The following is a 14,991-nucleotide window of genomic DNA, read 5'->3' as shown; positions in this document are numbered from 1 at the left end:
CGCACGGCCGGTTCACTCGGAGCCGGGCACACCCTCCTGCCCGCTCGGCGGTCCTCCCGGCCCTCCGGGTGAGCGCACCGGTGCCAGCCGGACCTCGATGATGCCGGGCCTGCCCGCCTCGATTGCGGCGCGGACCCCGGCGGCGGTGGAATGCGCCTCGTAAGGGACCCCGTACGCGCGGGCGAAGTCGGCGAAGGCCCTGCCGTGGGAGGTGGCGAAATAGCGCGGGAAGTACGGGGCGAGGTGCGGCCTACCGTGTTCGAGTCCGGCGAAGATCGCGCCGCCGTCGTCATTGAGCACGATGATCTGCACGCGGCCGAGCTCCTCCCCGGACTCACGCAGCAGGCCGCCGATCCCGTGCAGGAGCGAGACGTCACCGATGAGCAGGCGGACGGGTCCCCCCGACCCCTGCGCGAACCCGAGGGCGGTCGAGACCAATCCGTCGATGCCGGCCAGGCCACGGGAGGCGTGGACGCGGGCTCGGAGCTCGGGACGCAGCGCCCGATCCAGGTAGCGCACGGCGTTGGAGCTGCCCGCGAACACCGTGCCGGGCGCGGCGAGCACGGCGCGAGCGACCGCAGCGGTGACATCCTGTGGCCCGTCCTCCGCCTCCGCGGCACAGGCCCGGCCGGCGGCGGCCCATTCCGCTGCCCATCCCGCCGCGCCGGTCGGCTCCGGCGCCGAGGCGAGAGCCTGCTCCCACTCATCCTCGGGGACCTGATCGAGGTCGGGCTGGATGCGGTGGACCGCGAGGCCCGGGCGGCCCAGCAGCCGCTGGTCCTGCCGGGACAGCGTGGGCTTGCCGAGCACGATGAGATCGGTGATGCGCGCGACCAGCTCCGGGCGGGCGTCGAGCACGCGAGTGTGATCGACCACGAGTTCCGGGACGGCGACCAGCGGCGACGACGGCTCCGCCAGCACCGGCACGGGGCGGTGCCGCAGCAGCTCGACCAGCCGGCGCGCCGCATGGTCGAACGCATCGCCGCTGAGGACCACCGCGTGCCGGCCGAGCGCCGGCAGGACCGTGGCCGCGAAGGAGGCCGCCAGCGGCACGGATTCTCGATCTGCGGGCGGTCGGGGGCGCTCGTCGCCGTTCGCGGCCGGCCGCTCCGGACCATCGTGCTCCGTGACCGCCGGCCACCACGGGGCCATGTCGGCCACGTCGGGCACGAGCGGGACATCGAACTGCACATTGAGCTGCACCGGACCGGGTGTGCGGCCGGTGGCGAACCCGTCACCGAGCGACCGGGCCACCGCCTCGACGGCGGACTCCCGGGCTCGCTGCGGGGATGCGCCGGTCGCCGCGACATCGAATCGGGCGCGGACGTCGCTGAGCACGGCGGACTGGTCGTCGATCGTCTGATTGGCCCCGGCGCCCCGCAGTCGGGCAGGCCGGTCGGCCGTCAGGGCGATGAGCGGCAGGTGCCCGTAGGACGCCTCGAGCACCGCGGGATGGAGATTCGCGACCGCCGTCCCCGAGGTGGTGACCACCGCGACGGGCCGCTCGCGGCCGGACGCCCGCAGGCCCTTGGCGATCCCGAGCGCCAGGAACGCCGCCTCGCGCTCGTCGATGCGCACCCGCACCCGCACCAGGCCCGCGGCGTCGAGCTGAGCCAGCGCGTAGGTCAGCGGGGCAGAGCGGGAGCCCGGGGACACGACGACATCGCGCACCCCGAGGCGGCGCAGCGCGAGCAGCAGTGCGCGGGCGGTTGCAGTCGAATGATTCATCCCGTCGATTCAATCATTCCCGCCGGTCCACCGCAGGCAGCGGTCGGACAATTCGGCCGCTCACCTGCTGTGCACCTCGGGTCCTGCGCATCGGTTCGGTATCACACGTCCAGCTTCCGTTCACTTTTCGTCTGTATGTTTGTAACCTCGTTGTCTGCAACTGCAATGCCTACGCCGCCGTCGACTTCATCGCCGCAGCCGCCGGCGACCGCCGCTCCACCGCAATCCGCCCGACCATCCGCCCGACCGCTGCGAGAGCGTTTCTGCTCGTCAGCGGTCCGGCCGCTCCATCGTCCGCTGCCGTGTTCCGCCTACCGTCTGCCATCTGCCGTCGTCATCGTGAGGTCTGTCGAATGAATCCGCGCTCCATGTTCATGTCGGTCGGCGCGCGCGCCGTGCGTGCGCTGACGGCCGCACGCTCCCGCGCCGGAGAGTTCCCCGGCCGGAACCAGACCCTGAGCTTCCTCGGCCCGGAACCCACCGGCCGGGACGCGCACCGCTTCCACGTGCGCGAGAAGCGCAAGCTGTCGGCCCGCCTGCGGGAGTTCTTCGTCTACTCACCCGCCCTCGGCCGCACCGTGGGCGTGCGGGTGCTGCTGCCCGGCAGACCCAGCGAGCACGCCGACGTCATCTACCTGTTCCACGGCAGCGGAGACGACTTCCGGTCCTGGACGGACCTGGGAGCGGCGGAGCAGCTCACCGCTGACAGCCCCTACCTCGTCGTGATGCCCGACGCCGGCGCGGGCTCATACTCCCGCCACCAGGTCGACGGCCGCGTGCTGGACTGGCCGCAGTTCCACACCCAGGAGCTGCCCGACTTCGTCGCCGACCGCTTCTCGGTGAGTCCGGAGCGCAGCGGCCGGCTGCTCGCGGGCCTGTCGATGGGCGGGTACGGCGCGATGAAGTACGCCGCCCAGCATCCGGACCGCTACCGCGCCGCCGCCGCCTTCTCGTCCCCGCTGGATCCGCTCCGGGCTGTGCCGCTCTTCGACATCATCGCGCTGCGCGAGGGCGGGGAGTCGAAATCGCTGTTCGGCGACCCGCGCCGCGACCGCGCGGAGTGGGAGGCGAACTCCCCGATGAGCCTGACGCCCAACCTCGCCGGCACCCAGCTCTACTTCACCGCAGGCTCCGGAACACCCGACCCGGACGACACGGAGGACGAGATCGACGTGCTCGAAGCAGTCGTCAACGAGCACGGCGAGGCGTTCCACGCTCGGCTCGAATCGCTCGGGATCGCCCACACGTGGCTGCCGCGGCCCACCGGGCTGCACAACTGGTACGCGTGGCAGCGTGAGCTCGCCGCCTGGCTGACCTGGCTGGACGACACGGCCGCTGCGGGCCCGGACGCCGTCTGGGCCGGCGCCTCGGGGGTGCACGACGGCGGGGCCTTCTCCTTCGTCACCGGCGAGCCGATCTTCTCCGTCCACGGGTGGGACGTCTCCATCTCGCGCCGACGCGCCCAGCTGGTGACCTTCTCCGAGGTCACGGCATCGACCTTCACGCTCAACGGAGCAGGCACCTTCCGGGTCCGAACTCCTGCGCTGTTCCACCCCGGGCAGAGCTATCGGATCGCGGTGTCGTCCCCGCTGTCGGACAATATCTACGACCTGGCGGCCGACGCCGAGGGGCGTCTGGAGCTCACCGGGCGGATGGCCGGTGCCCTCCACGATCCGATCGTCCCCGGGAAGCGGACCCGCCACTTCCGCACCTGGGGTCAGGACGAGGTCACCACGGTCACGATCACTCCGGTCGCGGCCGAGGAGAGCTCTCGGTTCGCAGGTGCTTCCAGCACTGCTGAAGCCGGTGCATCCACCACCGCACTCGTGAGGGAGCGGCCCGCAGCCGGCTGAGCTGTGCCGGGTCGGGGGCTGCGCGGCCGACCGGCACCGAACCGTGCTCGGCCCGCACCGGTGCGGCGCTGATATCGGCGGCGAACAGCGCACTCGTCCCCAGGCCGCAGGCGGGTGCCCCGCCGAAGATCTCAGCGACGCGATCGGTGACCGGCAGCGCGGCCGCCAGCGCGGCTCCGGCACTCAGCCCCACCGAGGTGTCGAGTGCCGATGACACCACCGCCGGCAGTCCGCAGCCGGTGACCACCTCGCGCGCGCGGATCACTCCGCCCAGCGGCTGCACCTTGACGACGATCACGTCGGCCGCCCCGAGCTCCGCCACCCGATAGGGGTCCTCCGCCTTGCGGATCGATTCGTCGGCTGCGATCCGGATTCCCAGTCCGGCGGCGTCTGCGGCCTCCCGGATCCGGGCGAGATCCTCCACCGCGGCCACCGGCTGCTCGACGTACTGCAGCTCGAAGCGGGAGAACGCCTGCAGCGCTCGCATCGCCTCCTCGGGCGCGTACCGGCCGTTGGCGTCCAATCGCACCGCGGCGTCCGGGCGCGCGCGGCGGAGCGCCTCGATCCGGCGGAGGTCCTCGGCGAGGGATGCCGCGCCCTGCTCGGCGATCTTGATCTTGAATGTGGACACGTCGCCGTAGCGGGCCGCCACCTCGGCGACCTGCCCCGGCGGACAGGCCGGGATGGTGCCGTTGACCGGCACCCGCGGCCGGAGCGGCTCCGGGGGCTCCGCCCAGGCGAACTCGACCGCTGCCAGCAGCCAGCGGGCCGCCTCGGCGGTGTCGTACTCGATGAACGGCGAGAACTCCGCCCAGCCGGCCGGACCGCGCAGCAGCATCGCCTCGCGGACGGTGATCCCGCGGAAGCGGGTGACCATCGGCAGGGACACCACCGCGATCTCGGGGAACACCTCCCGCGGATCGGCGGCCTCGAGCGCCGCGTGCACCTCAGTGGGGCTGTGAGCGCGGGTCATGGGCGCCAGCCTAACCGCCGCCTGCCTCCCGGTTAAGCTGAGCCCATGAACAGTGTCTCCGAGATCTTCGACCCGACGGCGTGGCGTGAGGTGTCCGGCTTCGACTTCACGGACATCACCTACCACCGGGCGCTGGGCCCCGACGGCAGCGACCTCGGCTGTGTCCGCATCGCCTTCGACCGGCCCGAGGTGCGCAACGCGTTCCGGCCCCACACCGTCGACGAGCTGTACCGCGCGCTCGACCACGCCCGGCAGACCCCGGATGTGGGCTGCGTGCTGCTCACCGGCAACGGCCCCAGCACCAAGGACGGCGGCTGGGCGTTCTGCTCGGGCGGGGACCAGCGCATCCGGGGCCGCTCCGGCTACCAGTACGCCAGCGGCGACACCGCCGAGACCGTCGACCCCGCCCGCGCCGGACGGCTCCACATCCTCGAGGTGCAGCGGCTCATCCGCACGATGCCCAAGGTCGTCATCGCCGTCGTCCCGGGCTGGGCAGCCGGCGGCGGACACAGCCTGCACGTGGTCTGCGACATGACGATCGCCTCCCGCGAGCACGCCCGCTTCAAGCAGACCGACGCCGATGTCGGCTCCTACGACGCCGGCTACGGCTCGGCCTACCTCGCCAAGCTGGTCGGGCAGAAGAAGGCCCGCGAGATCTTCTTCCTCGGCCGCACCTACACCGCGCAGGACATGGCCGACATGGGCGCAGTCAACGAAGTCGTCGACCACGCCGAGCTCGAGGTCGCGGCTCTGCAGATGGCCCGCGAGATCCTCGGCAAGTCCCCGCAGGCGCAGCGGATGCTCAAGTTCGCGTTCAACCTCGTGGACGACGGGCTGATGGGTCAGCAGGTGTTCGCCGGCGAGGCGACCCGCCTGGGCTACATGACCGATGAGGCCGTCGAGGGCCGGGACGCCTTCCTGGAGAAGCGCGATCCCGACTGGGCGCCGTTCCCCTGGTACTACTGAGGTGCCGGAGCTGAGTCCTGACAGTGCCCGCGCTCGGCAGCCGGGCGCTGACCTTGCCGAACTGCTGCGCGGCGCCCTGCAGGGCGAGCACACCGTGGTCCTCCCCCGGGATCGAAGCGGGGACGTGCGGCTCGCGCCGCCCCAGGCGTACGAGGCCGCGGGCACCGACCGCGAGGCGCCGGCCCTGGTGGTGTTCACCTCCGGCTCCACCGGCCGGCCGAAGGGGGTGGCGCTGTCGGCGGCCGCGCTCACCGCCTCGGCGCGGGCCACTGAACGCCACCTGTCCGGCCCCGGCCGGTGGCATCTCGCCCTGCCGACCAACCACATCGCCGGGGCGCAGGTGGTGCTGCGCTCGCTGCTTGCCGGCACCGCTCCCCTGCAGTCGGTCGGGCGCTTCACCGCAGCCTCGTTCACCGCCGACGTCGCCCGGCTGCAGGAGACGACCGACAGCGGCGTCCCGCTGTACGGCTCGCTCGTGCCCACCCAGCTGGTACGCGTCATGGCCGACTCCGATGCCATGCGAGCGGCTGCCGCGCTCGATGCGATCCTCCTCGGAGGAGCGGCGATCTCCCCCGCGCTGCTCCGGTCCGCCGCAGCCGTCGGGCTGCGCATCGTGCGCACCTACGGGATGAGCGAGACGTGCGGAGGCTGCGTGTACGACGGACACCCCTTCGACGAGGTCGAGCTCGACATCACGGCCGACGGGCTGGTGCGTCTGACCGGCGCCGTGGTGGCCGACGGGTACGTCGAGGTGACCGACACCGGCAGCGGCCCGGTCCTGCGCGCACTGCCCGATGCCGGCACCGGGTTCGGCACCGGCCCTGCCGGTCGCCGCTCCTTCCTGACCAGCGACCTCGGCCGGATCTCCGAGGGCGTGCTGGAGATCCTCGGGCGCGCCGATGACGTCATCATCACCGGCGGCGAGAACGTCTCGCCCCTTGCGGTCGAGGCCGTGCTGCTGCGGGTGCTGGAGGCCAGCGGAGCCGCCGAGGTGCTCGTCACCTCGGTCCCGGACCCCGAATGGGGCGAACGCATCGTCGCGCTCGTCCGGCCCGCCGGCGGGGAGCTGGCCGCCCTGGCCGCAGCCGAGCCGGATCCCGTGGAACTCGCCCGCTGGGTGCGCGTGCGCACCGGCACCGCGCTGCCGCGCTATGAGCAGCCTGCTGCGGTGCTGCCCTTGACCGAGCTGCCGATGAGATCCATCGGCAAGCCGGATCGCACAGCTGCCCGCCGGCTGGCTGCAGATCGCCTGGGGGCCGGCCTCCGAAGGTTATGAACCTGCAATCGGCGTGCCGGCTCGGCGCTCGCCGCCGCTCTGTAGCATGAGGGGGTTGGAATCCGAGAGAAGGACGAAATGGCGACAGCGGCAGAGTGGATCGAAGGCGCTCGCCTGCGGACCCTCCCCCTGTCCGTGGCCCCCGTGCTCATCGGCACCGGGGCGGCCTTCGGCGCGATCGGCGGGTTCTCCTCCCTCATCATCGGATCGGTCAACCCGGCCAGTGCCCCGGCGGTCGGGATCGGCACTCTCCTGCTCCGCGCACTCCTGGCCGCGATCGTCTCGCTCGGCCTGCAGATCGGCTCGAATTTCGCCAACGACTACTCCGACGGGATCCGCGGCACCGACGACGTCCGGGTCGGGCCCCAGCGGCTGACCGCCTCGGGAGCGGCGCCGCCCCATGTCGTCAAGCGCGCAGCCTTCATCTCCTTCGGCGTCGCTGCGGCGGCCGGAATCGTCCTGATCCTGGTCGCTCAGGCGTGGTGGTTCATTCCCGTGGGCATCCTGGCGGTCCTGGCCGCGTGGTACTACACGGGCGGCAGGCGGCCCTACGGCTACATGGCACTCGGCGAGGTCTTCGTCTTCATCTTCTTCGGCCTCGTTGCGACACTCGGCACCACCTACGTGCTCGTCTCCCAGGTGACCGCGGCCGCGATCGCCGGCGCGGTGGCGATCGGGCTGTTCTCCTGCGCCGTGCTGATGGTCAACAACCTCCGCGACATCCCGACCGACACCGCTGCGGGGAAGACGACGCTGGCAGTGCTGCTCGGGGACCAGAAGGCGCGCATGGTGTACGGCGCTTTCGTGTTCGTGCCCTACCTGCTGCTGCTCGTGCCGATCCTGTTCGGGCATCCCGCAGCGGTGCTGGCAGCGCTGTCACTGGTGCTGGCGATATCGCCGCTGCAGACGGTGCTCGGCGGAGGGCAGGGCCAGAAGCTGATCCCGGTGATCAAGAACACCGGGCTGACGGCGCTGACCTACTCAGCGCTGCTCGCCCTCGGCCTGGCCCTCTGAGCCCGGCTCCTCAGCGATCTCCGCGTCCTCGGCCGAGGCGTCGGAGTCGGCGAGTGCCGTCCTCCCCGCCCTGCGCTGCTTGGCCGCGCTGCGCCACCCGACCATCTCGGTGGTCGCCTTCGCGCGGAAGGGGCCCAGCAGGAGCAGGCTGAGCATCGTGGCGATGAGGATCGCGAGGATCGTGCTGATGAGTGAGATGCCGGCGATCAGCCAGACGAGGGCGACCACGCCGACGAGCATCAGCAGGCGGAGCAGGGAGTAGATGAAAACGTTGCGCATGATTCCATCCAGTGTAGTGGGCCTGTCCGCGCCGTCTCATGCTCAGGTTCCTGTTAGGGCGGTGAATTACGCTTGTGCCATGTCCAGGTTCCTCGTCGCCGCAATCGTCCTCCTGACAGCGATCACGCTGTACGGCGTGTTCGACTGCCTCACGCGCGATCGTCAGCACATCCGCATCATGCCCAAGTGGGCGTGGGCCCTCGTCATCCTGCTGGTCCCGATCGTCGGCGTGCTGCTGTGGTATCTGTTCGGCCGCTCCTCGTTCGAGAGCCGCGAGCGCCCCGCCGCCGGTCGCGGCCCCGTCGCCCCGGACGACGACCCGGAATTCCTCCGCAAGCTCGCCGATGACCTTGCCGCAGATCGTCGCCGTGACCGCCGCCAGCGGGAGCAGTCCGAGGAGGAGCCTCCCGAGGCGGGCGCCTGACCGGCAGCGATTTCCCGATTCCGGCGCCTGACCGGCACCGCTTTCCCGACCTCGGCATCTGACCGGCAGTGACTCGTGAACGACGTAACCTCACCGGCGCAGCGCGACCCACGCAAATGCCCGGCACCTTCTCGGTGCCGGGCATTCGCTATGCGGGCTCCCCCGTGGACCACGCCTCTCCCCGGGGATCAGGCCTGCCCAAGGCCGGAAGATCACAGGCCCGAGTACGAGTGCAGTCCGTTGAAGTAGACGTTGACGATGGAGAAGTTGAACACCACCGACGCGAAGCCGATGAGGTTGAGCACTGCGACCTTCGTCGGGCCCCATCCGCGGGTGGCGCGAGCGTGCAGGTAGGCCGCGTAGACCACCCAGACGACGAAGGTCCAGATCTCCTTGGTGTCCCAGCCCCAGTAGCGGCCCCAGGCCACCTCGGCCCACACCGCCCCTGCGATCAGCGTGAATGTCCAGGTCACGAAGCCCACCGCGGCGATCCGATAGGACACCTGCTCGATGTTCCCGCTCGCCGGCACCCGCTCCATGAAGCGCAGCCACCTGGGCGTGGCGCGAGCCTCGGTGGCGGCCTTGACGATCTGGAACACCGCCAGCGCGGCAGAGATCGACAGCAGCGCGGTGGACAGGATCGCGATCGGCACGTGGATGTAGATCCAGTACGACTGCAGAGCGGGGATCAGCTGCGCGGCCGGCGTGTAGAAGACCGTGATGCACAGGCCCAGCGTGATGAGGATCGCACCGGCGACGAAGGTGCCCAGATACCGCACGTCGCGGAACTTCAGCACGACGAGGTAGACGATTCCGGCCAGCGCCGAGGCGGTGAGCGCGTACTCCATCATGTTGCCCCACGGCACCCGCATCACCGACAGCGTCCGGGTCACGATGGCCGCCACGTGGAGCAGGAGGGCCAGCGCCGTCAGTGCGGTGCCGACGCGGGCCAGCCGACGGCTGCGGGTGCGGGCCGAGGTGACCGCGCCTCCGGAACCGGCCTCGGCGGCGTCTCCTGCCGCACCCGAACCACCTCCCGAACCGGCGTCGGCTGCGGGACCGGTCGCCGTCTCCGGGTCCAGCACCGCGACGGAGGATGAGGTCCGGGCCGTGCGCCTGACCCTGCCACCGCCGGCCGATGCAGCGACGGCAGCCGTCGCCTTCCGACCCCCGGCGGCGGAGTTGAGCGTGCGGCCGCCGAACAGGTCGAATGCGTAGGCGATGAAGGCGATCGCATAGACGGCCATCGCCGAATAGATGAGCAGGTTCGACCAGGTGGCCAGCTCGATGTTGACGTCCATTCAGTGTCCCTTCGCCGAGAGGCTCGGCATGCTCGGTCAGTCCTGCAATTCTAGTGCCAGATCCTTCGCGGCATGCTCGGAGCGGGGATCCTCACCGCGGGCAAGCGCTGCGACCTCGACCTCGCGGTCGGTCACCCGGACCCACATCCGCCGCCGCGGCACGAACAGCGACAGGCCCAGTCCGATCAGCAGGAATATGGAGAGCACCAGCATCAGCCCCTGGGTCGGGTTGTGCCGGATGTCGAGCGCCACGAAGCGGTCGACGCCCTCGAGCGTGATGCTGCCCAGTCCGTCCGGCAGCTCCACCGTCTCGCCGGGAGCCATCTCAAGGGTGACCGGGCTGCCGCTCGCGTCGGTGACCTGCACCATGTCGTCGGCCTCGAGCTCGTAGACGGACTGCGGGATCCCGTCGTCGAGGCCCAGGTCGCCCCTGTACACGTTCATCACGACATAGGGGTTGCGCAGCTCGGCGAACCGCGAGATCAGCTCCCCGTTGTCGTTGAGGCCGGCGGTGGGCAGCAGGAACCCGACGAAGCCGAGCTGATCCGGCTCGGCGTCCGGCACCTTCACCACTCCCCTGGAGCCGTAGCCCGAGGCCTCCGGCTGGGGAATGAAAACGACAGGGCCGGAGAAGGTGACGGTGCCCTGGGAATCACGGGTGGTGAACACGGGGGCGTAGCCGTTGCCCGTGAGGTACACGCCCGTGCCGCCCACCCGGATCGGCTGGTTGACCTCGAGGAGATGGCGAGTTTCCCGGCCCTCGTGGAATTCCGTGATGTCGGCTTCGAAGGAGCGCGGCTGACCGAACTGGCTGCCGGTCGCCTGGTCGTCGAAGGTCGACTCGAAGCTGTTGAGCCGGAGGCGGAAGTCATCGAGCCGGCTCGCGTCGAAGTACGTGCCCGGTTCGAAGGAGTCGTAGGACACCAGCGAGTTGGTGAAGGTGTCGCCCTCGACGAGCACTCGCTGCCCGGAGTATCCGAACAGCGACCCGACCGCCATGGTCACGACCAGGAGCAGCAGGGACGCATGGAACACCAGGTTGCCCGTCTCCCGCAGGTAGCCGCGCTCGGCGGCGATGTGGTCGTCGAGCCGCACCGTCCGGTAGCCCTGCTTCTTGAGGCGCTGCTGCGCGCGGCCGAGGAGGCTCTGGCCGGCTGCGGCGGAGTCACCCGGGCCGCCGGCTGCGGAATCTGCGGCACCCGAGCCGCCGGCTGCGGCGGTGGCCGACGGGCGGTCGGTCCCGGCATCCGGGTCGACGGCCAGTCGGAAGGTCTGGTAGCCGGGCATCCGCGACAGCCGCCGAGGCGCCCTCGGGGGATCCTGCCGCATCGCCTTCCAGTGCTGGTTCGTCCGCGGCAGGACACAGCCGACCAGGGAGATCATCAGCAGGATGTAGACGCTGGAGAACCAGATCGAGGAGTAGACGTCGAACAGCTGCACCCGGTCGAGGAACTCGCCCCAGGCCCCGTTCTCCTCGATGAAGGTGCTGACGCGGATCGGGTCCTGAATCCGCTGGGGCAACAGCGAACCCGGAATGGCCGCCAGCGCCAGGATGAGCAGCAGGATGAGCGCCACCCGCATGGTGGTCAGCTGCCGCCACGCCCAGCGCAGCATTCCGAGGAAGCCGATGTTGGCCGGCGCCGCCTTCACAGCGGGGGTGCCGGTCGTCTTCGCGCCGGCCGCGCCCTTTTGGGCAGTCGAGCCGGGCTTCTGCTGGGTGGGGTTCTTCGTCACAGTGGTGTTCGCTTCTTCTCTTCCAGGCCGTGTCCGGTGCGCGATCAGATGATCATCTCGAACCCGGAGATCAGCCCCTGCAGGCTGTAGATCCAGGCGGTCCAGATGCCGGTGACGAGCAGGACTCCGAGGATGATCAGGACGATTCCGCCGATCCGCACGATCGTCTGCTGGTGAGTGCGCACCCATGCGAGCCGGCCCATCCCCTTGTGCAGTGCAACCGCGACGAGGATGAACGGGATCCCCAGACCCAGGCAGTAGACGAAGGTCAGCATGGTGCCGCGCCACACGCCGTCCGAGGCGCCGAACCCGGTCGACATCGCCAGCACCGCCGCCAGCGTCGGACCGATGCATGGGGCCCAGCCGAGCGCGAAGGTGGCCCCGAGCACCGGGGCTCCCCACAGTCCGGCCCGCGGGCGGGCGTGGATCCGCCGCTCGCGCTGCAGGAAGCTGAACCCGCCCATGAAGACGATGCCGGCGAGGATGACGAAGACGCCCATGATGCGGGTGACGACGTCGATCCATTCCGCCAGCAGCACACCCAGTCCGGAGAACAGGGCGCCGATCGCGACGAACACGACGGCGAAGCCGAGCACGAACAGACTGACCCCGAGGACCACTTTGCTGGTGCGGCGGTCCTGCAGCGAGCTGCCGGACAGTCCGGTGACGTAGCCGACGTAGCCGGGGACCAGCGGCAGCACGCAGGGTGAGGCGAAGGACACGGCTCCGGCCAGCGCCGCGACGGCGATGGCGACGAGGAGCGGGCCGTCCATGACTGTCTGGGCGAAGGTCTGGCCGAGGCCGGCGAGCAGGTCGGGCACCGGCTACTCCGCCAGCACGTCTTCGATGAGCCCCCGCAGAGTCGACTCCTCCACGGCGCCCACGACCCGAGCCGCCGCCCGTCCCGCGGAGTCGAGGATCACCGTGGACGGAGTGGCCTGCGGAGGCAGGATGCCCGAGAGCATCGCGACCATGCGGCCGTCGGAGTCGAGCATGTTCGGGTAGGGGACCTCGAAGTTCCGCACGAAGGCCTCGGCGGCCGCCGCCTGATCGCGGACGTTGACGCCGAGGAACGCCGTCTGCTCGGAGAACTCCTCGGAGACCGCGGCCAGATCCGGTGCTTCCTTCCGGCACGGCGGGCAGGCGGCGTACCAGAGGTTGATGACGGCCAGCTTGGGTCGCCACTGCGCCAGCGACGTCTGTTCGCCTGCCAGGGTGGTGAATTCCAGGTCGAGCGGCTCGCCCCGTTCGGCGACCGGCACCCGAGTGATGACTCCCGCGCCGGAGACGTAGCCCTGCTCGGAGCCGGCCTGCTGGGCGAGCGCGTCGTCACCGGTGGAGCATCCGGCCAGCACCGTCGCCGAGGCGCCCGCGGCCAGCCAGGTCAGCAGCGTCCGTCGGCTGGTCACGCGCCGGTCACCGCCTTCGCCGGCTGCAGGTCGGCGCACACGTTCTCGTATTCCACGCCGATCAGTCTGCCGGACTCGTATGTGAAGGTCGTGACAGACCCCAGTGCGCACTCGCGCTTGCGCGGGTCGTGCCACAGCGGCCTGCGCTCCGCGGCCAGGCGGGTGACCCAGATCGGCAGCTGATGGGACACGATGACGCCGTCGACCGCGTCGAGTCCCGCCTCGTCGGCTGCCCGCTCCAGGCGGACCCGCAGCGAGGCCATAGCGGCCCGCATGCGCTTGACCTGGTCGAGGTAGGGCTCGCCCCATGACGGCCGGAACGGGTTGTACACCCGTGCGAGGTTCTGCGGCCGGGACAGGGATCCGCGGTTGACCGCGGTCCCCTCGAAGGCGTTCTCGGCCTCGATGACGCGTTCGTCGATGCGCGGCTCCAGCTCCAGCTGTGCGGCGAGCGGTGCCAGCGTCTCCTGCGCGCGCTGCAGCGGAGAGGAGACGAGCAGGCGGACGCTGCGCTCGGCGGCGGTGAAGTGCTCGACGAGCCGGTCGGCCATCGCCCTGCCCCGCTCGGACAGTCCGAAGCCCTCGAGCCGGCCGTAGAGGATGCCGTCCGGGTTGTGCACCTCCCCGTGCCGGGTCAGGTGAATCTGCACCAACGTCATCCGGTCGTCCTGTCCCCCGCGGAGCCGGCCATGGCAGAAGCCGCGGCGGCGGCGGCCCTCGGCAGTGCCGCGACGATGCGGTCGAGCACCTCATCGGTGTGGGCAAGCGACAGGAACCAGACCTCGAAGGCGCTCGGCGGCAGGTGGACGCCCTGCTCGAGCATCGCGGTGAAGAAGGCCGCGTAGGCGGCGGTGTCCTGACTGCGCGCGTCCTCGTAGTCGACCACCGCCTCGCGGTCGGTGAAGAACACGGAGAACATCGAGTTCGCGCTCTGGATGACATGCGGGACGCCGGCGGCGCTGAGCGCCGCGGTGACCTCGGGGCGGAGCCTGTCCGCGGCGGTCTCGATGGCCGAGTAGACATCGAGCTCGGTGGTCAGCCGCAGTGTCGCCAGCCCGGCGGCCGTTGCCACCGGGTTGCCCGACAGCGTGCCGGCTTGGTACACCGGACCGCTCGGGGCCAGCTGGGCCATGACCTCCCGGCGTCCGCCGAATGCGGCTGCCGGGAAGCCGCCGCCCATCACCTTGCCGAAGGTGAAGAGATCAGCCGGACCGTCCGGGTATCCCTCGCGTTCGAGCTCCCAGCCGTACCAGCCGCTGGGTGAGACGCGGAAGCCGGTCATCACCTCGTCGGAGATCATGAGGGCCGCGTGCTGGTGGGTCAGCGAGCGGATGAGCCGGGTGAAGCCGTCGCGCGGGGGTACGACGCCCATGTTGCCGGGGCAGGCTTCGGTGATGACACATGCGATCCGGTCGCCGTGCTCGGCGAAGGCCGAGCGCAGCGCCTCCTGGTCGTTGTAGGGCAGCACCAGGGTGTCGGCGGCGCTGGCACCGGTCACGCCCGGAGTGTCGGGCAGGGAGAAGGTGGCGACGCCGGAGCCGGCAGCGGCCAGCAGCGCATCGACGTGACCGTGGTAGCAGCCGGCGAACTTCACCACCACGGGCCGGCCGGTGAAGCCGCGTGCCAGACGGATGGCGGACATCGTCGCCTCGGTGCCGGAGGAGACGAGGCGGACCTCGTCGACGGGATCGACCCGGTCGACGATCGCCTCGGCGAGCAGCACCTCGTTCTCGCTGGGTGTACCGAAGGAGAAGCCCTTGGCGGCGGCCGTTCGGACGGCGTCGAGCACCTCGGGGTGTGCGTGGCCCAGGATCATCGGACCCCACGATCCGATGAGGTCGACATACTCATTGCCGTCCACGTCGATCAGCGCGGCACCCCGGGCCCGATCGATGAAGCGGGGCGTGCCGCCGACCGCACCGAATGCTCTGACCGGGGAGTTCACTCCGCCGGGAGTCACTCTGCCGGCCCGCTCGAAGAGGTCGCGGGACCGGTCGATGGGCTGGTTCGTCATGTCGCTCCTTCTTGCGCCGA

Annotated in this window: 14 protein-coding genes; 5 read left to right on the top strand and 9 right to left on the bottom strand. The window is 70.7% G+C overall.

Translation table 11 applies throughout. The features are described from left to right. Nucleotides 1-12: 12 nt before the first annotated feature. Nucleotides 13-1,728, bottom strand: a complete 1,716-nt coding sequence (gene menD, locus LXN01_RS01115; protein WP_236862708.1) for a 2-succinyl-5-enolpyruvyl-6-hydroxy-3-cyclohexene-1-carboxylic-acid synthase — start codon at nucleotides 1,726-1,728, stop codon at nucleotides 13-15. A gap of 353 nt (nucleotides 1,729-2,081) precedes the next feature. Here menD and LXN01_RS01110 point away from each other — a divergent pair, with 353 nt between their 5' ends. Next, a complete protein-coding gene (locus LXN01_RS01110; RefSeq protein ID WP_236862706.1) occupies nucleotides 2,082-3,581 on the top strand; it encodes an alpha/beta hydrolase in 1,500 nt (499 codons plus the stop codon). On the opposite strand, the gene LXN01_RS01105 is transcribed toward LXN01_RS01110, so the two are convergent. Then, nucleotides 3,472-4,554, bottom strand: coding sequence for an o-succinylbenzoate synthase (locus tag LXN01_RS01105; protein ID WP_236862704.1), 1,083 nt, complete (start codon nucleotides 4,552-4,554; stop codon nucleotides 3,472-3,474). The two genes, LXN01_RS01110 and LXN01_RS01105, sit on opposite strands and share 110 nt — an antisense overlap. A 45-nt stretch (nucleotides 4,555-4,599) precedes the next feature. On the opposite strand from LXN01_RS01105, the gene LXN01_RS01100 reads away from it, so the two are divergent. The 3 genes from LXN01_RS01100 (at nucleotide 4,600) to LXN01_RS01090 (ending at nucleotide 7,810) form a co-directional block, all read left to right on the top strand. Continuing rightward, entirely contained in the window at nucleotides 4,600-5,520 is a 921-nt protein-coding gene (locus LXN01_RS01100) for a 1,4-dihydroxy-2-naphthoyl-CoA synthase (protein ID WP_236862703.1), read from the top strand. 1 nt (nucleotide 5,521) lies between these two features. Beyond that, complete coding sequence (locus LXN01_RS01095) at nucleotides 5,522-6,796, top strand: AMP-binding protein (protein WP_236862702.1); 1,275 nt, start codon at nucleotides 5,522-5,524, stop codon at nucleotides 6,794-6,796. A 78-nt stretch (nucleotides 6,797-6,874) separates the two neighbouring features. After that, on the top strand, nucleotides 6,875-7,810 hold the full coding sequence (locus LXN01_RS01090) for a 1,4-dihydroxy-2-naphthoate polyprenyltransferase (protein ID WP_236862700.1): 936 nt from the start codon (nucleotides 6,875-6,877) through the stop codon (nucleotides 7,808-7,810). Here the strand turns inward: LXN01_RS01090 and LXN01_RS01085 are convergent. Continuing rightward, nucleotides 7,778-8,089 carry a DUF4229 domain-containing protein gene (locus tag LXN01_RS01085; protein WP_236862699.1) on the bottom strand — a complete coding sequence of 104 codons (312 nt, stop codon included), beginning with the start codon at nucleotides 8,087-8,089 and terminating at the stop codon, nucleotides 7,778-7,780. The genes LXN01_RS01090 and LXN01_RS01085 overlap by 33 nt on opposite strands. A gap of 79 nt (nucleotides 8,090-8,168) precedes the next feature. Between LXN01_RS01085 and LXN01_RS01080 the strand changes: the two genes are divergently transcribed. Beyond that, on the top strand, nucleotides 8,169-8,513 hold the full coding sequence (locus LXN01_RS01080) for a PLD nuclease N-terminal domain-containing protein (RefSeq protein WP_236862698.1): 345 nt from the start codon (nucleotides 8,169-8,171) through the stop codon (nucleotides 8,511-8,513). A 212-nt stretch (nucleotides 8,514-8,725) separates the two neighbouring features. Here the strand turns inward: LXN01_RS01080 and ccsB are convergent, their stop codons facing one another. Genes ccsB through hemL form a run of 6 tightly spaced genes read right to left on the bottom strand, consistent with a single transcriptional unit; the run spans nucleotide 8,726 to nucleotide 14,971 of the window. Then, a complete protein-coding gene (ccsB, locus tag LXN01_RS01075) occupies nucleotides 8,726-9,814 on the bottom strand; it encodes a c-type cytochrome biogenesis protein CcsB (protein WP_236862697.1) in 1,089 nt (362 codons plus the stop codon). Nucleotides 9,815-9,850: 36 nt separating this feature from the next. Further along, nucleotides 9,851-11,548 carry a cytochrome c biogenesis protein ResB gene (gene resB, locus LXN01_RS01070; RefSeq protein WP_236862696.1) on the bottom strand — a complete coding sequence of 566 codons (1,698 nt, stop codon included), beginning with the start codon at nucleotides 11,546-11,548 and terminating at the stop codon, nucleotides 9,851-9,853. Nucleotides 11,549-11,592: 44 nt separating this feature from the next. Continuing rightward, nucleotides 11,593-12,321, bottom strand: a complete 729-nt coding sequence (locus LXN01_RS01065) for a cytochrome c biogenesis CcdA family protein (RefSeq protein WP_236863113.1) — start codon at nucleotides 12,319-12,321, stop codon at nucleotides 11,593-11,595. 51 nt (nucleotides 12,322-12,372) lie between these two features. After that, nucleotides 12,373-12,957: a TlpA family protein disulfide reductase gene (locus LXN01_RS01060; protein WP_236862695.1), complete on the bottom strand. Its 585-nt coding sequence runs from the start codon at nucleotides 12,955-12,957 to the stop codon at nucleotides 12,373-12,375. Beyond that, nucleotides 12,954-13,616, bottom strand: coding sequence for a histidine phosphatase family protein (locus LXN01_RS01055; protein ID WP_236862694.1), 663 nt, complete (start codon nucleotides 13,614-13,616; stop codon nucleotides 12,954-12,956). Before LXN01_RS01055 ends, LXN01_RS01060 begins: the two co-directional genes overlap by 4 nt. After that, nucleotides 13,613-14,971: a glutamate-1-semialdehyde 2,1-aminomutase gene (hemL, locus tag LXN01_RS01050; protein ID WP_236862693.1), complete on the bottom strand. Its 1,359-nt coding sequence runs from the start codon at nucleotides 14,969-14,971 to the stop codon at nucleotides 13,613-13,615. The genes LXN01_RS01055 and hemL overlap by 4 nt, the downstream gene beginning before the upstream one ends. Between the last annotated feature and the right edge of the window lie 20 nt (nucleotides 14,972-14,991).

This window comes from Brevibacterium daeguense (assembly GCF_021729135.1).
In the GTDB taxonomy this organism is placed as follows: domain Bacteria; phylum Actinomycetota; class Actinomycetes; order Actinomycetales; family Brevibacteriaceae; genus Brevibacterium; species Brevibacterium daeguense.
The sequence above is the reverse complement of the archived record's forward strand: the minus strand, read 5'-3'. Positions and strand labels throughout refer to the sequence as shown.

What these genes read in the sequence shown, in the direction of transcription:
- menD (WP_236862708.1), bottom strand. Translation starts at nt 1,728, where the DNA reads ATGAATCATTCGACTGCAACCGCCCGCGCACTGCTGCTCGCGCTGCGC.
- LXN01_RS01110 (WP_236862706.1), top strand. Translation starts at nt 2,082, where the DNA reads ATGAATCCGCGCTCCATGTTCATGTCGGTCGGCGCGCGCGCCGTGCGT.
- LXN01_RS01105 (WP_236862704.1), bottom strand. Translation starts at nt 4,554, where the DNA reads ATGACCCGCGCTCACAGCCCCACTGAGGTGCACGCGGCGCTCGAGGCC.
- LXN01_RS01100 (WP_236862703.1), top strand. Translation starts at nt 4,600, where the DNA reads ATGAACAGTGTCTCCGAGATCTTCGACCCGACGGCGTGGCGTGAGGTG.
- LXN01_RS01090 (WP_236862700.1), top strand. Translation starts at nt 6,875, where the DNA reads ATGGCGACAGCGGCAGAGTGGATCGAAGGCGCTCGCCTGCGGACCCTC.
- LXN01_RS01085 (WP_236862699.1), bottom strand. Translation starts at nt 8,089, where the DNA reads ATGCGCAACGTTTTCATCTACTCCCTGCTCCGCCTGCTGATGCTCGTC.
- LXN01_RS01080 (WP_236862698.1), top strand. Translation starts at nt 8,169, where the DNA reads ATGTCCAGGTTCCTCGTCGCCGCAATCGTCCTCCTGACAGCGATCACG.
- ccsB (WP_236862697.1), bottom strand. Translation starts at nt 9,814, where the DNA reads ATGGACGTCAACATCGAGCTGGCCACCTGGTCGAACCTGCTCATCTAT.
- LXN01_RS01065 (WP_236863113.1), bottom strand. Translation starts at nt 12,321, where the DNA reads ATGGACGGCCCGCTCCTCGTCGCCATCGCCGTCGCGGCGCTGGCCGGA.
- LXN01_RS01055 (WP_236862694.1), bottom strand. Translation starts at nt 13,616, where the DNA reads ATGACGTTGGTGCAGATTCACCTGACCCGGCACGGGGAGGTGCACAAC.
- hemL (WP_236862693.1), bottom strand. Translation starts at nt 14,971, where the DNA reads ATGACGAACCAGCCCATCGACCGGTCCCGCGACCTCTTCGAGCGGGCC.